Origin of the sequence: Eubacterium coprostanoligenes (assembly GCF_900167205.1) — a bacterium.
In the GTDB taxonomy this organism is placed as follows: Bacteria; Bacillota; Clostridia; order Oscillospirales; family Acutalibacteraceae; genus Eubacterium_R; species Eubacterium_R coprostanoligenes.
This window is the reverse complement of the sequence record NZ_FUWW01000008.1, coordinates 34,478-48,648: the sequence shown is the minus strand read 5'-3', so window position 1 is coordinate 48,648 and position 14,171 is coordinate 34,478. Positions and strand designations below refer to the sequence as shown.

17 protein-coding genes are annotated in these 14,171 nt (G+C 38.8%); 3 read left to right on the top strand and 14 right to left on the bottom strand.

Annotation, left to right across the window (positions count from 1 at the left end; all coding sequences use genetic code 11):
- Window positions 1-19: 19 nt before the first annotated feature.
- The 14 genes from B5D29_RS04545 to B5D29_RS04480 all read right to left on the bottom strand — a co-directional run bounded on the left by B5D29_RS04545 (window position 20) and on the right by B5D29_RS04480 (window position 9,105).
- Window positions 20-907: a polyprenyl synthetase family protein gene (locus B5D29_RS04545; RefSeq protein WP_242941744.1), complete on the bottom strand. Its 888-nt coding sequence runs from the start codon at window positions 905-907 to the stop codon at window positions 20-22.
- The gene (gene xseB / locus B5D29_RS04540; RefSeq protein WP_078768403.1) at window positions 908-1,102 is read right to left on the bottom strand and encodes an exodeoxyribonuclease VII small subunit; all 195 of its coding nucleotides are present in this window, start codon (window positions 1,100-1,102) and stop codon (window positions 908-910) included.
- Complete coding sequence (gene xseA / locus B5D29_RS04535; RefSeq protein ID WP_078768402.1) at window positions 1,092-2,294, bottom strand: exodeoxyribonuclease VII large subunit; 1,203 nt, start codon at window positions 2,292-2,294, stop codon at window positions 1,092-1,094. Before xseA ends, xseB begins: the two co-directional genes overlap by 11 nt.
- Window positions 2,294-3,208 (bottom strand): tRNA (adenosine(37)-N6)-threonylcarbamoyltransferase complex transferase subunit TsaD, encoded by a 915-nt coding sequence (locus B5D29_RS04530; protein ID WP_078768401.1) that lies wholly within the window; start codon window positions 3,206-3,208, stop codon window positions 2,294-2,296. The genes xseA and B5D29_RS04530 overlap by 1 nt, the downstream gene beginning before the upstream one ends.
- A complete protein-coding gene (gene nusB / locus B5D29_RS04525; RefSeq protein WP_078768400.1) occupies window positions 3,208-3,591 on the bottom strand; it encodes a transcription antitermination factor NusB in 384 nt (127 codons plus the stop codon). The genes B5D29_RS04530 and nusB overlap by 1 nt, the downstream gene beginning before the upstream one ends.
- A 57-nt stretch (window positions 3,592-3,648) precedes the next feature.
- Complete coding sequence (locus B5D29_RS04520; protein WP_159443399.1) at window positions 3,649-4,041, bottom strand: Asp23/Gls24 family envelope stress response protein; 393 nt, start codon at window positions 4,039-4,041, stop codon at window positions 3,649-3,651.
- A gap of 324 nt (window positions 4,042-4,365) precedes the next feature.
- Window positions 4,366-5,067: a SpoIIIAH-like family protein gene (locus B5D29_RS04515; RefSeq protein WP_078768398.1), complete on the bottom strand. Its 702-nt coding sequence runs from the start codon at window positions 5,065-5,067 to the stop codon at window positions 4,366-4,368.
- Between the two features lie 4 nt (window positions 5,068-5,071).
- Window positions 5,072-5,590 (bottom strand): hypothetical protein, encoded by a 519-nt coding sequence (locus B5D29_RS04510; RefSeq protein WP_078768397.1) that lies wholly within the window; start codon window positions 5,588-5,590, stop codon window positions 5,072-5,074.
- Window positions 5,580-6,008 carry a hypothetical protein gene (locus tag B5D29_RS04505; RefSeq protein WP_078768396.1) on the bottom strand — a complete coding sequence of 143 codons (429 nt, stop codon included), beginning with the start codon at window positions 6,006-6,008 and terminating at the stop codon, window positions 5,580-5,582. The genes B5D29_RS04510 and B5D29_RS04505 overlap by 11 nt, the downstream gene beginning before the upstream one ends.
- Entirely contained in the window at window positions 6,008-7,141 is a 1,134-nt protein-coding gene (locus B5D29_RS04500; protein ID WP_078768395.1) for a stage III sporulation protein AE, read from the bottom strand. Before B5D29_RS04500 ends, B5D29_RS04505 begins: the two co-directional genes overlap by 1 nt.
- Window positions 7,138-7,518 (bottom strand): stage III sporulation AC/AD family protein, encoded by a 381-nt coding sequence (locus B5D29_RS04495; protein ID WP_078768394.1) that lies wholly within the window; start codon window positions 7,516-7,518, stop codon window positions 7,138-7,140. The genes B5D29_RS04500 and B5D29_RS04495 overlap by 4 nt, the downstream gene beginning before the upstream one ends.
- 2 nt (window positions 7,519-7,520) lie before the next feature.
- A complete protein-coding gene (gene spoIIIAC, locus B5D29_RS04490) occupies window positions 7,521-7,715 on the bottom strand; it encodes a stage III sporulation protein AC (RefSeq protein ID WP_078768393.1) in 195 nt (64 codons plus the stop codon).
- Window positions 7,716-7,727: 12 nt separating this feature from the next.
- On the bottom strand, window positions 7,728-8,123 hold the full coding sequence (locus B5D29_RS04485; protein ID WP_242941743.1) for a stage III sporulation protein AB: 396 nt from the start codon (window positions 8,121-8,123) through the stop codon (window positions 7,728-7,730).
- Window positions 8,116-9,105: a hypothetical protein gene (locus tag B5D29_RS04480; RefSeq protein WP_078768391.1), complete on the bottom strand. Its 990-nt coding sequence runs from the start codon at window positions 9,103-9,105 to the stop codon at window positions 8,116-8,118. Before B5D29_RS04480 ends, B5D29_RS04485 begins: the two co-directional genes overlap by 8 nt.
- 127 nt (window positions 9,106-9,232) lie before the next feature.
- Between B5D29_RS04480 and B5D29_RS04475 the strand changes: the two genes are divergently transcribed.
- The 3 genes from B5D29_RS04475 to B5D29_RS04465 all read left to right on the top strand — a co-directional run bounded on the left by B5D29_RS04475 (window position 9,233) and on the right by B5D29_RS04465 (window position 14,164).
- Entirely contained in the window at window positions 9,233-12,340 is a 3,108-nt protein-coding gene (locus B5D29_RS04475; RefSeq protein WP_078768390.1) for a YfhO family protein, read from the top strand.
- A gap of 139 nt (window positions 12,341-12,479) precedes the next feature.
- Window positions 12,480-13,655 carry a ribose-phosphate pyrophosphokinase gene (locus tag B5D29_RS04470; protein WP_078768389.1) on the top strand — a complete coding sequence of 392 codons (1,176 nt, stop codon included), beginning with the start codon at window positions 12,480-12,482 and terminating at the stop codon, window positions 13,653-13,655.
- Between the two features lie 2 nt (window positions 13,656-13,657).
- A complete protein-coding gene (locus tag B5D29_RS04465) occupies window positions 13,658-14,164 on the top strand; it encodes a DUF5640 domain-containing protein (protein WP_078768388.1) in 507 nt (168 codons plus the stop codon).
- Window positions 14,165-14,171 lie beyond the last annotated feature (7 nt).

Here is a 14,171-nt window from a genome sequence, read left to right as displayed (position 1 = left end):
TTTTCTATGAGCGAAGTGCTCAATTTTCTCTGGTGGTGAGATAATTTGAAAGTGCCACCATAAATTCGTTATTATCAAAATTCTGCAAAATCTCGACCGCCGACGCTGTGAGAGTTTCAACATCCTTTTGTGCTTTTTCTGCTCCGACAAGAGTAACATAAGTTGTTTTGTCGTTTTCAGCATCAGAGCCTATATGCTTGCCGAGTTTTTGTTCATCTCCGTAAATATCAAGCAAATCATCCTTGATTTGAAAAGCTGTGCCGATGAGATAAGCATATTTTGAAGCAAGTGCAATCTTTTCTTCATCTGCGCCTGCTGCAATGCAACCAAGCAAACAAGCCGCAGAAATGAGAGCGCCTGTTTTCAGTTTATGAACAGTCAAAATTTCCGAAATATTAGGGTCACAAGCCTCATATTTCAAGTCGATAACCTGACCGCCGATCATACCGCCGACACCTGCATTCTGCGCCAAAAGGCTGACAGCAGTTGCATTTTTTGTGTCATCAAAATCTGCGCCCGCACAAATCTCGAATGCGTGTGTGAGAAGTGCGTCACCAGCCAAAAGCGCAGTAGCCTCGCCATACATTTTATGGCAAGACGGATTGCCTCTTCTCATATCGTCATCATCCATACATGGCAAATCATCGTGAATGAGAGAATATGTGTGTATATATTCAATAGCGCAAGCATACGCCATTGCTTTTTGGACATCTCCGCCACACATCCTGCAAAATTCAAGAACAAAAACAGGTCTTAATCTTTTGCCACCGTTGAGCAAAGAATATCTCATAGCTTTTACAACTTGAGCCTGACCGTCATTTGCCTTTGGTAAAAATTCCACCAAATGTTCCGAAACCTCTTTGCTGTACTGCTCAAGTTGGTTTTTTAAATCAACTGTAAACATCATTTACTCCTTATTTATCTCTGTGATTTTTGCCTTTGCATTTTTGAGTTTGTCGGCACAAAATGAAGTGAGCCTTGTGCCCTCCTCAAAAAGTTCCAAAGCCTCATCAAGAGAAACCTCGTTTTTTTCAAGTATAGAAACAATTTCTTCAAGTCGGGAAATTGCCTGTTCGTATGTCATTTCTTTTTTAGTTGCCATCAGCGTTAACCTCTGTTATTGTGGAAACCAATGTTCCGTTCTTTAGCTTTGTTACAATGCTGTCGCCGACATTGACATTTTTTGCATCAGTCAGCACAGCACCTTGCTTTTCTGTAATTGTGTACCCTCTGCCGATGACGGCAAGAGGACTGAGAGCATCAAGCATAGCGGAATTTTTCTGCAAATCGTATGCCTTACTCTTTAAAATATTTTCAAAATAAAGACCGATAGTCTTTTGATAATTTTCTATGATTGAAGAATGAAAATCAAACAACTTGTCAATGTCGGCAAGCGGAGATTTTTTCATAATATAATCAAGTCTTGCTTCCTCGCCCTGAACAATACTTTCAATATTTCTTTCAAGCAAGATTTCAAGTCCTTGAAGATTGACAAATTCGTTGTTTATATCCGGCACGGCAAGTTCTGCCGCTGCACTCGGAGTAGGTGCTCGCAAATCCGCAACAAAATCGCAGATTGTAAAATCCGTTTCATGACCGACAGCCGAAATAATCGGAGTTTTGCAATTATATACCGCATCGGCTACTTCCTCGGTATTGAACGCCCACAAATCTTCGATTGAGCCGCCGCCCCTGCCGACTATGATTGTGTCCACGCCGAGATTATCCAAAAATCGAATTGACGATGCAATATCCTTTGATGCCAAATCGCCCTGAACAACGGTTGGAACAATAATTATCTCACACAGCGGATAACGGCGAGAGAGGACATTTTTTATATCCTCAACAGCAGCGCCCATATTTGAAGTGGCAACACCGATTTTTTCGGGATATTCGGGAATAGGCTTTTTTATATCTTCGTCAAAATAGCCTTTTTGTGCAAGTTTTGCCTTAAGCTGTTCAAACGCAACAGCCAAATCTCCTGCGCCTTTTGGTTGAATGTCACGAACATAAAGCTGATAAACACCGTCACGCTCGTACACTCCGATTTGACCGAAGCAAACAACATTCATACCGTCTTTCGGAACAAATTTCAATTTATAATTATCGGTTGCAAACATAACACATTTAAGTTGAGAGGAGCTATCTTTCAGCGTAAAATACATATGTCCGCTTTGACGATAATGCTTAAAATTGGAAATTTCGCCCATTACATAAATGTTTTGAATAGGCGGAATTTCGTCAAACAATGACTTGATATATCTATTAATTTGTGAAACTGTAAGTGTAGTCATTATCTGTTATCTTTCAAATAAGCATAAATTGCCGTGCCTGCCGCATTGTCGAGAGAAAATTCGCTTTCGGCAAAATACGCATTATATCTTTCGTTGATTATTTTGCGAAGCAAGGAATTTGATGCAACACCGCCCGAAAAAACAACAGGCAAATCACCGTATTTGTCGACAACACCGCCAAGCATTGACGACACTGTTTCGGCAATGTAAGTAAGCACAAACTTGGCAACATCTTCTGCCAATTCGCCTTTATCAATCATATTTCTTGCTTTATTTTCAACACCGCTCAACGAACAATCGCCGTCAAGCATAGTTGGTTTAATCTTATAATTTTTGTCACTTTTTTTCGAAAGAGCGTCAAGCTCTTTGCCACACGGAAAAGTCATACCAAGCATCACACCTGTTCTGTCAACAGCCTGTCCTGCTTTTAAGTCCGTGCTTTGAGCAACAACGGTTGCTTTGATTATTTCTTCATCATCGGGTTCAACAATGAGAGCCTCGGTAGTGCCTCCGCTCAAATGAAACGCAATGAACCTTTGGTTAATCAGTTCAAGCATATCAGCCGAATAGAGAGCCGCAAGAATGTGCCCAACCTGATGTGAAGTTTTGTACATAGGCACATTATTCACACTTGAAAGCACAGTTGCAACATTTTCGCCAACCAAAAAACACGGCATATAGCTACCGTCAACATTTCGTGGACGGGTGCTGACACCGACAGCCTTTGGCACATCAAATTCTAATTCTTTGCAGAGCCTCGGCATATTGACCGTGTGCTGAAAAACCGCATCACTTTGACGAAGTCCCCGTTCACCCCGCTTAACGGTGAGCACCTGCTTTGCCTGACGAATAATCTTGCCGTCATAGGTTGCAATTGAAGTTGTATAATTGCTTGTGTCAAAGCCGATATACATTACTCTACTCCCTTGGCAACAGAACCGAGAATACCGTTGATAAATGAATAGTCACCCTCGCCTGAATACTTCTTTGCAAGCTCAACTGCCTCGTTGATTGCAACGCTTGCAGGAACATCATCAACATATTTGATTTCGTAAATTGCAAGGCGAAGAATAGCAAGATTGACTTTTGGAAGTCTGTTTGTTTTCCAGCCCTTTGAATAGGTGTTGATAACCTCATCCAACTCCTTGATTTTGGAATCTACTCCCTCAAAAAGTTCCTTTGCATATTTGCCGACCTTGGCAACATTTTCCTCATAAATAGCAAGGGTTTCTTCGTTGTTAAATAGATTTTGGAACACAAGGCAAAAAGCCTGTTCCCTTTGTTCTGTCCTGTTCATATATTCTCCTATAAAAAAGCCGACTCATATAACAACAGTATTGAGCCGGCAGTTTAATCAGTTTTCACTTGTTAAAGGTGCATTGGAGTCGCCGTTCTCCGGAAAATCAATACCGGCAATAATAACATTGACCTTGGAAACTTCCTTGCCGGTCATATTGAGAATTGCCTCGTGTACATTGTGCTGTACATTTTCTGACACAGTTTTGATTTTTTTATTTGGAAGTAGGTTGATATAGATGCTGATATCCATATCCTCGCCATCCTGTGTGATTCGTACGGGACTCATAACCTTGAGGCTACCTTTTTTGATTGTGCCGACAACATCCATCGGCTTGCTTGAAAAAGAACTCACGCCGTCAACATCCTTTGCGGCATTGATTGCGATTGATGAAATTGCTTCTTCATTGATGATAAGGTTGCCCTTTTCGTTTGAACTTGTAATTTCCATATACATAACTCCTTTGGTGTTTATATTATAACACAAAAGAAATAATTATACAAGATATATTTCGGCGTGTCGAAAAAGTATTTTCGACACGCTGTAGGCTGTTGAGAAAGTTTCTGAATTTCGTTTTCTTGCGAAGGAAGATGTATACAAATACCTCGACTGAGCAAAAAACGAAAAACGCCAAAAATGCTGTAAGTTCGATACTTACAGCATTTTTAAAACCCCACCGTCAACACTTCGTGTTGCCACCTCCCCTTGCTTCAAGTGGAGGCAAGTCGGTTAAATGTATTTGGCGTGTTTCAGAAGCTTTATCGACAGTCTGATTTAATTATTATTAGATTGAATTATAGATACATCTTCAAAACCGCACTTAAGCTGTGACATTGCAATGTCTTTGATTTGCATAATCGTGGTATCGTCGAGCGTTTTGCAATCAACCACGACATCAACTCCCGTGCCGTCATCTTTGACAACGGCAATGCAATTATCAATACCCTTTGCACACACAAGGGTTTCTATCTTATTTTCAATAGTGATGAAGTTTGATATTCTTGTGATATTCTCCGCCGCAACTGTTCGGGCACCTTCGGTTTCGGAGGTGTTTGAAACAATTGCTTGGAGTTTTTCAAGAGCGGTATCACGGGCAGAATTACGCTCCATACGAGCCTTTGTAAAATAAGTGTCGCTTTCTTTGACATCGGTTGTTGTTGCATCAACAAGCTCTGCCTTGCCGAGAGTTTTTTCTGTTGCCGAGTCAATAAGAGGCCGGATAGTTGAACCGACATCCGTGTTTTGATAATACCAATTGCCGACAACACCGATACCCAAAATCAGCACAAAAGCAGCAACGGTTGATATGTATTTTTTACGCTTTTTACGGTCTTTTTTATCATCGGGATTGACGAGTTCAATAGGCTTTTCGTCAACAATTTCCGAATCAAACTCATTTTCGAATTCTGCAAATTGTTCCTCATCTGATTTGATTTGCTCATCGATCGGGTTGATTTGTTCGTTTTTATTTTTCATATAATCACCTGTTAAGTTTTGATACGCTGATTTTTGCCGTTGATATGCCAAAAAGAGACGACACGGCAGAAATAATTTTTTCCTTTACATTGGCATTGTTGCCACCCTGACAAACAACCGCAACACCCATAACCTTTGGAAACGATTGCTTAATCAGCACGGGAGAATCGTTGTTGTTATCCTCATACAATACATATTCGCTCTTTTTTGAAATATAACCGCTGTTTTTGTTTTCATCCAAATTTTGAGCATAAAAATTTTCGTCGGTTTCCTGCAAAGTAATCATCACCTTGCATTTGCCGACACCGTCAATTGATGAAATTATGCTTTCTGTTTTGTCCTCCAATGTTGAAATGTACTGCTGATAATCGGTTTGGGCAGATTTTTTTGAAGCGGTGGCAGGCAGTTTGATTTCGGACAAAAGAATGAGCACAACACCGAATATGCAAGCAACAATCAGCAGTCGCTCTTTATGCTTTGATTGCTTGAATTTTTCAACATATGATTTGATTTTACTGTCCAATGTGCACCACCTCCGCATTGATTGACAAATTTTCAAAAATCAATTTTTGAACCGTTGCTGTGTCGTAATCATCACTCACGGAAACAACTACTTTTTCAACAACAATTTCGTTATCCGAATTTATTCTTGAACGGCAATTGACATTTGCACCTATGATACTATTTTCTGTAAGGCAAGTTTTAATTTGGCTTTCTATCATTTCATCGTTTATACTATATGTATTTGCCGTTTCGATTTCAGGGAGGTCAAAATTAATTTTCGACTGTGAAAAAGGATACAGAAAAGACAGAAAAATGAAAAGCGAAATTATCATTTTATAAAACCGTCCCATACTCCCTTTTGGCGTCAAAAACGAAAACACAACACACATCAAAACCGTCATACACACAAAGATTGTCCACTGCTTAAAAAAGTCCATTATCTTCCGCCTGCCGCTATCAAAATTCCAAATGATATAACCGTTGTGACCATTGACAAAATCAGAATTACATTCATCAAAAGCAGGGTGTTCAAAAAAGCATTGAGCACCGCAGATACCGATTTATCGCCGAAAACATCGGATACAATTGCACATACCGTCAGTGAAATTCGCCACAATACCACCTCAACTATTGACGGCAAAAACACAAGTGCAACCGCAATCACACCGACCACACCGACGCTGCTTTTTATAAGTGACGAATAGGCTTGAATCGAAAGCAAACCCTCACTGATTGACGAACCGATAACGGGCACAACAGAATTTATTGCAAAGCGAACTGAACGGAGTCCGAGCATATCGGCTCTGCCTGCCACAGCCGTTTTCACCGACAATATTGACACAAACACACCTGATAAAAAAGATATACAAGTTGTTATAATTCTTTTGAGTGATGTCAACAATTTATCCAAATTAAGTTCATATCGAAGTGACGAGGTTACACCCAAAGCAAGGTAGCAATTGACAATCGGCATAAACACATTTGACGAAATAAAAGACAATGCCTGCGACAAAACAAGAAGCGTTGTGTTTGTTGAAAACCCTGTTGTGATACCACCGGAAGCGACAACAATACTGCAAAATACCGGAATGAACGCATACACAAAATCAGACGCAACCGATATTGCCATTGACGCCATTGAAACCGTTGTTGTGAGTTTTACAAGGATAACCGTTGAAATGAAAATTGCCGTTGCTGTTGAATAAATCGTATTCAACGAGTTGTCCGAATCATTTTTCAGGCTTTGAAGCAATGCGGAAAGCAGAATAAACACAAGCACGGTTACACTCGATTTAATCGGCAATTCCGCTTTTTTTGACAACAAAGATTTGATTAATTCCACTATATCATTAAGCGAAAGTTTTGTTATACTGTCATACGAAAAATCAAGCAAGCCGAGTTCCTCAAGCATTTTTTGAGTATCATCATCAAGTTGCTTTTCGAATGATGACAAATCATAACTTTCAAGGGTTTTATCATATTTTTCTCTGCTGAAATCTTCTGAATATGCCGTTTCCGAAAAAGACAGAAAGAAAAGCAAAGCACACAAAAATAATATCGTCTTTTTCATTTGACAAGTCCTACCACCATTGAAATCACCGTTTCTATCAAAGGCATAACAAGAGAAAGCACGAGCACTTTTGCCGATATTTCCGTAAGAGAAGCAAGTGCGTTTTCGCCGTTATCCCTGCAAATATCCACAGTAAACTGCGTTATGATTACTATAAAAAGTGCTTTCAGCATAAGCCTGACATAAGCAACTCCCGAAGGCACAGTGTCAGAAAGTTGAATCAAGGCAGAATACAATTCGGACACCTTGTCCGATATTGCAAGAAACGAAAGAACACCGCCTGCAACCGACAATATAAGTGCAAAACTTCTGTTGTGCTCCTTTACTATCAAGCTACACATCAGCACGCAAAACGAAATTCCTATAACTTTTGCCATAGCTACAAATTAAACAAAGATTTGACTGTTGAAAACAGTTCTTTAATCTGCGGAATGAGCATCATAAGCACAACAATTACGCCTGCAAGAGTTGTAAGCATTGCCTGGTCATCACGCCCCGAGCGAACAAGCAAGGTATTCAGCACGGCAACGATTATTCCGATTGCCGCTATTTTAAAAATAAAATTCACTTCCATAATGTTACACCTCTAAATCAATACCAACGCTATTACCGTGCCAAACGAAAATCCGATGCTGACATAAATTTTTGATTTTGACTTATACTCCACTTCATATTTACGCACAGCCGATGACATATATTCCTTAAAAAATTCAATTTGTTTGATTTGATTTTGAACATCGAACTTGCCGAGCGAATAAAAGAAGTGTCCTATTGCCTCGTTTTCCTCATCATTGAGCGGAGTTTTTGCTTTTTGCTCGGCAAGAAGCATATCTTGTCCCACAAAGTCAAGCGATTTCAGCCGTTCACTTGCAAGAATTTCGCACGGTGGGGTTTGTTTTAGCTTTATTTCGGGCAAGATATAATTTGCGGTATCAATCAACGCACGGCATAAATTAATCTTCTTTTTAATCGAATTACTCATATATATTCCCATCATCAATGATGACGCAACTATTATTACTACGCCTATGAATTTCATTTAATATCTCCCGTGCATCAAGAATTTTTGCCGAATAGTCCTCGTCAAGCAAAATCAATTTTTCAAACTCGCCCATTGAAAGCATAAGGCGAACAATCGGCTTGGTATACAAATCCTGCTGTTTGCCAATGTGAACAGAAAGCAAATAATTTACACCGCAAGCAAAACCAAATCGAATACTGTCAAGCTCCCTCGGTGCGGAGATTTCGTCACAAACAATAACCTGTGGCGACATTGTTCGGATTGCATTTTCTATTGCCTTTGGTTTGTCAAAGCCGGTTATCACATCGGTGTTCATTCCGACATCAAGCGTGAATTCGTCACCAACCTTGCCTGCGAGTTCGTTGCGTTCATCAATCACAACAACTTTTTTATATGTACCGTTTATGCCATTTGAGATTTGTCTTGCCATATCACGCAGAAGCGTTGTTTTTCCGCTTGACGGCTTGCCTGCAACAATCACACTACACACTCCGTTTGCAAAGGTTTTGGCAATTATATCACGACTGCAACCCACTGCCTGACGAGGTATGCGAATATTGACCGAAGTGACATCTTTGACCGACACCAAGTTGTCATCCTCATATATAGCAGTTGAACAGACACCGACACGAGAGCCGTTTTCGAGAGTTATATATCCATTTTTCAAATTCGTCATATTGCCGTAAACAGAAAACGAACACAGACGATTGAACATATCGTCAAATTCCTGCGATGATATTATCAAAGGTTCTTTCGGAAGCACTGCCAATGTTTGGCAAAACCTGTCCGCAAATTTTATTCGATTATCAATCACAAAGGTTACGGGCATATTGCGACGAATTCGAATTTCGGTTATCCCCTGCTGTTGAGATGAATTCAGATTATCAAGCGTTTTAACAACATCAAGGGGCAAATATTTTTTTACATAGTCAAAAACTTTCAAGCTATCACCCATAAAAATTTATGAACGGACTGAAAAAAATATTACAAAGAAGTAAAAAATATAAAAATGGATTGAAGCAAGACATATAATATGTTAAAATAAAGAAAAATTTTAATTTAGGTGCTATATGGACATTACCAAATCAGGAAATATAATTAAAACAAATAAAGTATTCAACGCACAAACGGTCGCATACAGTCTTGTGTATTCAATCGGGTTGGTCGTATTTTTGATAATTAAGCAGATGCTAAAAGGCTTTGGTTTATCGGCAGGAATTGCGATGTCGGTATCCTTTGTTGCAGTTATGCTTGGTTTATTTTTTTGCGAAAAAAAGTTTGTATTTGCAAAAAGCATAAATTCAAAACCGTTGAAACAGGCGTTGACCTATTTGTTCAGATGCGTTGTTGACTTTGGCTTTTTCAAGATACTTGATTTCACGCTGAACGATATGCTCAATATGAGTGCAATGTTGGTGTATATTTTTTCCGCTATTCTTATATTTGTGTTCAACCTTTATTTTGACAGGTTGATTGTATTTGACAACATCGAAAAAGCAGAGAGAAACGGCAACACAAAACTGTATCGTTCATTTTTTGAAAACAGATTTGTGCTGTTGTCAATGTGTCTTGCGACTATCGGAATACTCTTTGTTTTTATGATATTCAAGATGTTCCCTTTTGGCGACACAACTGTTTTAAGAATGGACCTCTACCATCAATACGGACCTCTTTTTGTTGAGTTATATGACAGAATCACCGATTTCAAGAGTTTTCTATACTCTTGGGAATCGGGCGGTGGTTCGAGCTTTTTGGGCAATTATTTCAACTATCTTTCAAGTCCGTTTTCATTTTTGATTTTCTTATTTGACAGAGACCAAATCGGCTATGCAATCACATTTTTGGTTATTGCCAAAGGTGTTGCATCCGCAGGAACATTTGCATATTTCCTTAAAAAAAGTTTTGACGCACATTCATATGTTTCCGCTGCTTTTGGCGTGTTCTATGCTTTCTCGGGATATTTTCTTGCATATTACTGGAACATTATGTGGGTTGACGGTATGATTTGGTTGCCGCTTGTCGCTCTCGGAATTGAGGACATCATCAACAACGGCAAGTGCAAACGATACATTTTGTCGTTATCGGTTCTTTTGTTCAGTTCATATTACATCGGATATATGACCTGTATTTTTTCTGTTTTATATTTCTTTGTTTATTTCATTGCACACAAGGACTTTTCTGCAAAAATCAATATTTACAGCGAAAAGCAAAAGCCTCTCAAGGAGTTTTTCAACAACAAATTTGTAATGAGCGTTGTTAAATTCGGCTTTAGTTCCTTGTTTGTCGGTATGCTTTGTGCATGCTTCCTCGTTCCTGTTTATTTTATTTTACAATCCTGTTCTGCAACTTCAGACAGTTTTCCGTCAACGGTTGAGCAGAACTTCAATTTGATTGATATGCTTTCATCTCACCTTGCAGGACTTGAAACAACAATTCGTTCTTCGGGTGACGATGTTTTGCCGAACATTTACTGCGGAATATTGCCGGCAATATTGCTACCGTTATATCTAATCAACAAAAAAATCGGGCTTAAGGAAAAGGCTTCTTATGTATTTTTGCTTTTGTTCTTTATTGTAAGTTTCAATTGCAACGCACTTGATTTCATTTGGCACGCATTCCATGTGCCTAATGATTTGCCGTTTAGATATTCATTCCTTTATGTGTTCATTCTGCTTGTTATGTCATTCAGATGCTTAATGAATTTCAAAGGAATAGCATACAAAGATGTTATGATAACCGGCATAGCATTCATTTTCCTTGTTCTTTATTTCCAAAAATATCCGACAAACAAAATAAGCAACTACACAATTTATGTTTCGCTTGCATTCATAATTGTTTGGACACTTGTTTTGCTCGTGATAAAAAAAGGAAACTTTTCAAAATTCGTTATCGGCATTACCGTTTTGTGTATGGCATTTTGTGAGGTTATTGTCGGCGACAGCAAATCATATTTGTTTACACAAGATCAAACTCCGTATGTTGAAAAAATGGACACAATGGCAAACGCTGTGAATTATCTGAAAGAAAAAGACAAGGGCTTTTACAGAACAGAGTTGACCTATCTCAACACAAGAATGGACCCGTGTCTTTACAACTACAACGGAATGTCTGCATTTTCATCTATGGCATATGAAAGCTACAGTCAAACGCAATACAACCTCGGTATGTTTGGCAACAGAATAAACTCATACACCTACAACACCCAAACTCCTGTGTACAATATGATGTACAACATAAAGTATTTGATCAAAGAGTCAAGCAGTCTTGATTTATCGGATACTTATTACAAAAAGATTTATACAACAAAAGACGGAGCTAAAACTCCTGTTTATGAAAACAAATACAATCTGCCAATTGCATTTTTGGCATCAAAATCAATCGAAAATTGGGACAACACCGAAGGCAATCCTTTTGAAGTTCAGGAAGACTTGATTGACAAAGCAACAGGAGTGAGCAATTTGTTTGTACCGGTCGAATACATTGGCACGGAAAGCTACAATGCAAACTGCGAAGAAGTCACTCAAAACGGTGCATATTTCATTGATGAGATTGAAGAAAACACAGGCGGAAGCGTGAGTGTTTTGTTTAAATCCGTCAAAGACGGCAATGTATATATTTATGTTTCGTCAAGCGAAATCGAAAACATAAATTACTATTGGAACAACAGCACAAACACAACATTCCAAAGCATTGCAGAGCCATACATTCTTGACCTTGGTTATCACAAGGCGGGCGATGAGATAAAAGCAGTGATTGACCTTAACGGCATTTCATCATCGGGCGCATCGTTCTATATCTACGCTTATAACATCGACGATACCGTTCTCAACTCGGCATACGAAATGCTTTCACTCGGAAAAATGAATATTGAAAAGCACAGCGATACAAAGCTCGAAGGCACAATAAATGCCGGATATGACGGTTTCTTGTATACCTCAATTCCATATGACGAGGGTTGGAAAATCTATATTGACGGTCACAAAGTAAAAACATTTGAAATCGGCGACAGCCAACTTTCGGCAGCAATTAAGCAAGGCAAGCACACAATCAAATTGGTTTATTCTCCAAAAGGATTAACCTATGGATTGCCAATATCCGCTTGTGCATGGGTTGGTGTGTTCGGCTACGAATTACTAAAACGAATAAAGCGAACAAAAAAGGCACAGGAATTGCTATAATTCAACAGTTTTGTTAATTATATATAAAAATTCATTATACCCATAAATAAATATTTATATTAAAAATATTATTTAAGTATTTATTTTTTGTGTAATATGTTGTAAAATGTAAGCATAAATTGAGAGGAGTATTTTTAAAATGCCAAGAATCACAGCAGAAGAAGTACAAACAATCCCTTACGGTCCATTGGGAATTATCGCTTTGCCGGGTACGGAAGGACTCGCACAAAAGATTGATAATTACCTTGTAAAATGGAGAGCCGAGCAGGCTGCCGCACACAAGGAAAACATCGCCTTTTACGGCTATCAGAGGGACTCATACCTTATCGACACATCTATTGCAAGATTCGGTTCAGGTGAGGGCAAAGCAGTTATCAACGACTCAATCAGAGGCTACGACCTTTACATCATTGTAGACTGCTTCAATTACAGCGTTACATACAATATGTACGGAATGGATGTTCCAAAATCACCGGACGACCACTTTTCAGACTTGAAGAGAGTTATCTCTGCAGCATCAAGTAAAGCAAAAAGAATCAATGTTATTATGCCTATGCTCTATGAGGGCAGACAGCACAAGCGTTCATCTCGTGAATCACTTGACTGCGCAATGGCTTTGCAGGAGCTTACAGCGTTGGGCGTTGAAAACATCATCACATTTGATGCACACGACCAAAGAGTTCAAAACTCAATTCCTCACAAGTCATTTGAAAATGTTATGCCTACATATCAAATGATTAAAGCAATTGTAAACAATGTTGACGATTTATCGGTTAACCCTGATCATCTTATGATCATCTCCCCTGATGAAGGTGCAATGCACAGATGTATTTACTTTGCAACACAGCTTGGTGTTAACCTTGGTATGTTCTACAAAAGAAGAGATTACACAAGGGTTGTAAACGGCAGAAACCCAATCGTTGCGCATCAATATCTTGGTGACAGCGTTGAGGGCAAGGACATCATCATTGTTGACGATATGATTTCTTCAGGTGAAAGCATGCTTGAAGTTGCAAAGAAGCTCAAGGAGCTTAAAGCAAAGAGAATTTTCGTTTGCACAGCTTTTGGTCTTTTCTGCAACGGTCTTGAAATTTTTGACAAGGCACACGAAGAAGGCATTTTTGAAAAAGTATTCACAACCAACGGTGTTTATCAATCACCGGAACTTCTTTCAAGAAATTGGTACGAAAGTGTTGAACTTTCAAAGTATCTTGCATACTTCCTTGACACAATCAACCACGATTTGTCTGTATCTTCTCTTCTTGACAACTCAAACAAAATCGACTCATTACTTAAGAAAAAAGGACTCAAATAATTATGGCTACAAAGAAAAAAAGCGGTGCAGGCAGAGTTATATTCGTTATTATTTTCAGCATTTTTGCTATGACATTAATTCCATCTGCAATTTACTGTGCTGTTGAAAGAATCAATCCTGTTCAAATGGTTTCTTCAGCATTTACATCAAACAATTCTCAATTGATTATCGGCAAGTGGCAAAATCAATCAAGAAGTTCTGCATATGAATTTTTTGATGACGGCACTTACGAAAGCTATTTCAGCACATTTTCATTCAAAGGTGATTACACTGTTAAGGGTGACGAACTTACGCTTTCTAACCCATCAAGCAACAGCACCGTTGTTTACAAAATCTCTGTTGACAAGAATTCTCTCACTATGACTGTTGAGCAAGAAAACGGTATGCTTTCTGAAAACAATCAAACAACAGAATACGGCAGAGTTGACAGAATCGAAACAAAGTCATTGACCGATTTGCTCGGTTCGATTGTTGAATCCGCACAGGAAGAAAATTCTGACAAAAACTAATCATCAG

What these genes read in the sequence shown, in the direction of transcription:
- B5D29_RS04545 (WP_242941744.1), bottom strand. Translation starts at nt 907, where the DNA reads ATGATGTTTACAGTTGATTTAAAAAACCAACTTGAGCAGTACAGCAAA.
- xseB (WP_078768403.1), bottom strand. Translation starts at nt 1,102, where the DNA reads ATGGCAACTAAAAAAGAAATGACATACGAACAGGCAATTTCCCGACTT.
- xseA (WP_078768402.1), bottom strand. Translation starts at nt 2,294, where the DNA reads ATGACTACACTTACAGTTTCACAAATTAATAGATATATCAAGTCATTG.
- B5D29_RS04530 (WP_078768401.1), bottom strand. Translation starts at nt 3,208, where the DNA reads ATGTATATCGGCTTTGACACAAGCAATTATACAACTTCAATTGCAACC.
- nusB (WP_078768400.1), bottom strand. Translation starts at nt 3,591, where the DNA reads ATGAACAGGACAGAACAAAGGGAACAGGCTTTTTGCCTTGTGTTCCAA.
- B5D29_RS04520 (WP_159443399.1), bottom strand. Translation starts at nt 4,041, where the DNA reads ATGGAAATTACAAGTTCAAACGAAAAGGGCAACCTTATCATCAATGAA.
- B5D29_RS04515 (WP_078768398.1), bottom strand. Translation starts at nt 5,067, where the DNA reads ATGAAAAATAAAAACGAACAAATCAACCCGATCGATGAGCAAATCAAA.
- B5D29_RS04505 (WP_078768396.1), bottom strand. Translation starts at nt 6,008, where the DNA reads ATGGACTTTTTTAAGCAGTGGACAATCTTTGTGTGTATGACGGTTTTG.
- B5D29_RS04500 (WP_078768395.1), bottom strand. Translation starts at nt 7,141, where the DNA reads ATGAAAAAGACGATATTATTTTTGTGTGCTTTGCTTTTCTTTCTGTCT.
- B5D29_RS04495 (WP_078768394.1), bottom strand. Translation starts at nt 7,518, where the DNA reads ATGGCAAAAGTTATAGGAATTTCGTTTTGCGTGCTGATGTGTAGCTTG.
- spoIIIAC (WP_078768393.1), bottom strand. Translation starts at nt 7,715, where the DNA reads ATGGAAGTGAATTTTATTTTTAAAATAGCGGCAATCGGAATAATCGTT.
- B5D29_RS04485 (WP_242941743.1), bottom strand. Translation starts at nt 8,123, where the DNA reads ATGAGTAATTCGATTAAAAAGAAGATTAATTTATGCCGTGCGTTGATT.
- B5D29_RS04475 (WP_078768390.1), top strand. Translation starts at nt 9,233, where the DNA reads ATGGACATTACCAAATCAGGAAATATAATTAAAACAAATAAAGTATTC.
- B5D29_RS04470 (WP_078768389.1), top strand. Translation starts at nt 12,480, where the DNA reads ATGCCAAGAATCACAGCAGAAGAAGTACAAACAATCCCTTACGGTCCA.
- B5D29_RS04465 (WP_078768388.1), top strand. Translation starts at nt 13,658, where the DNA reads ATGGCTACAAAGAAAAAAAGCGGTGCAGGCAGAGTTATATTCGTTATT.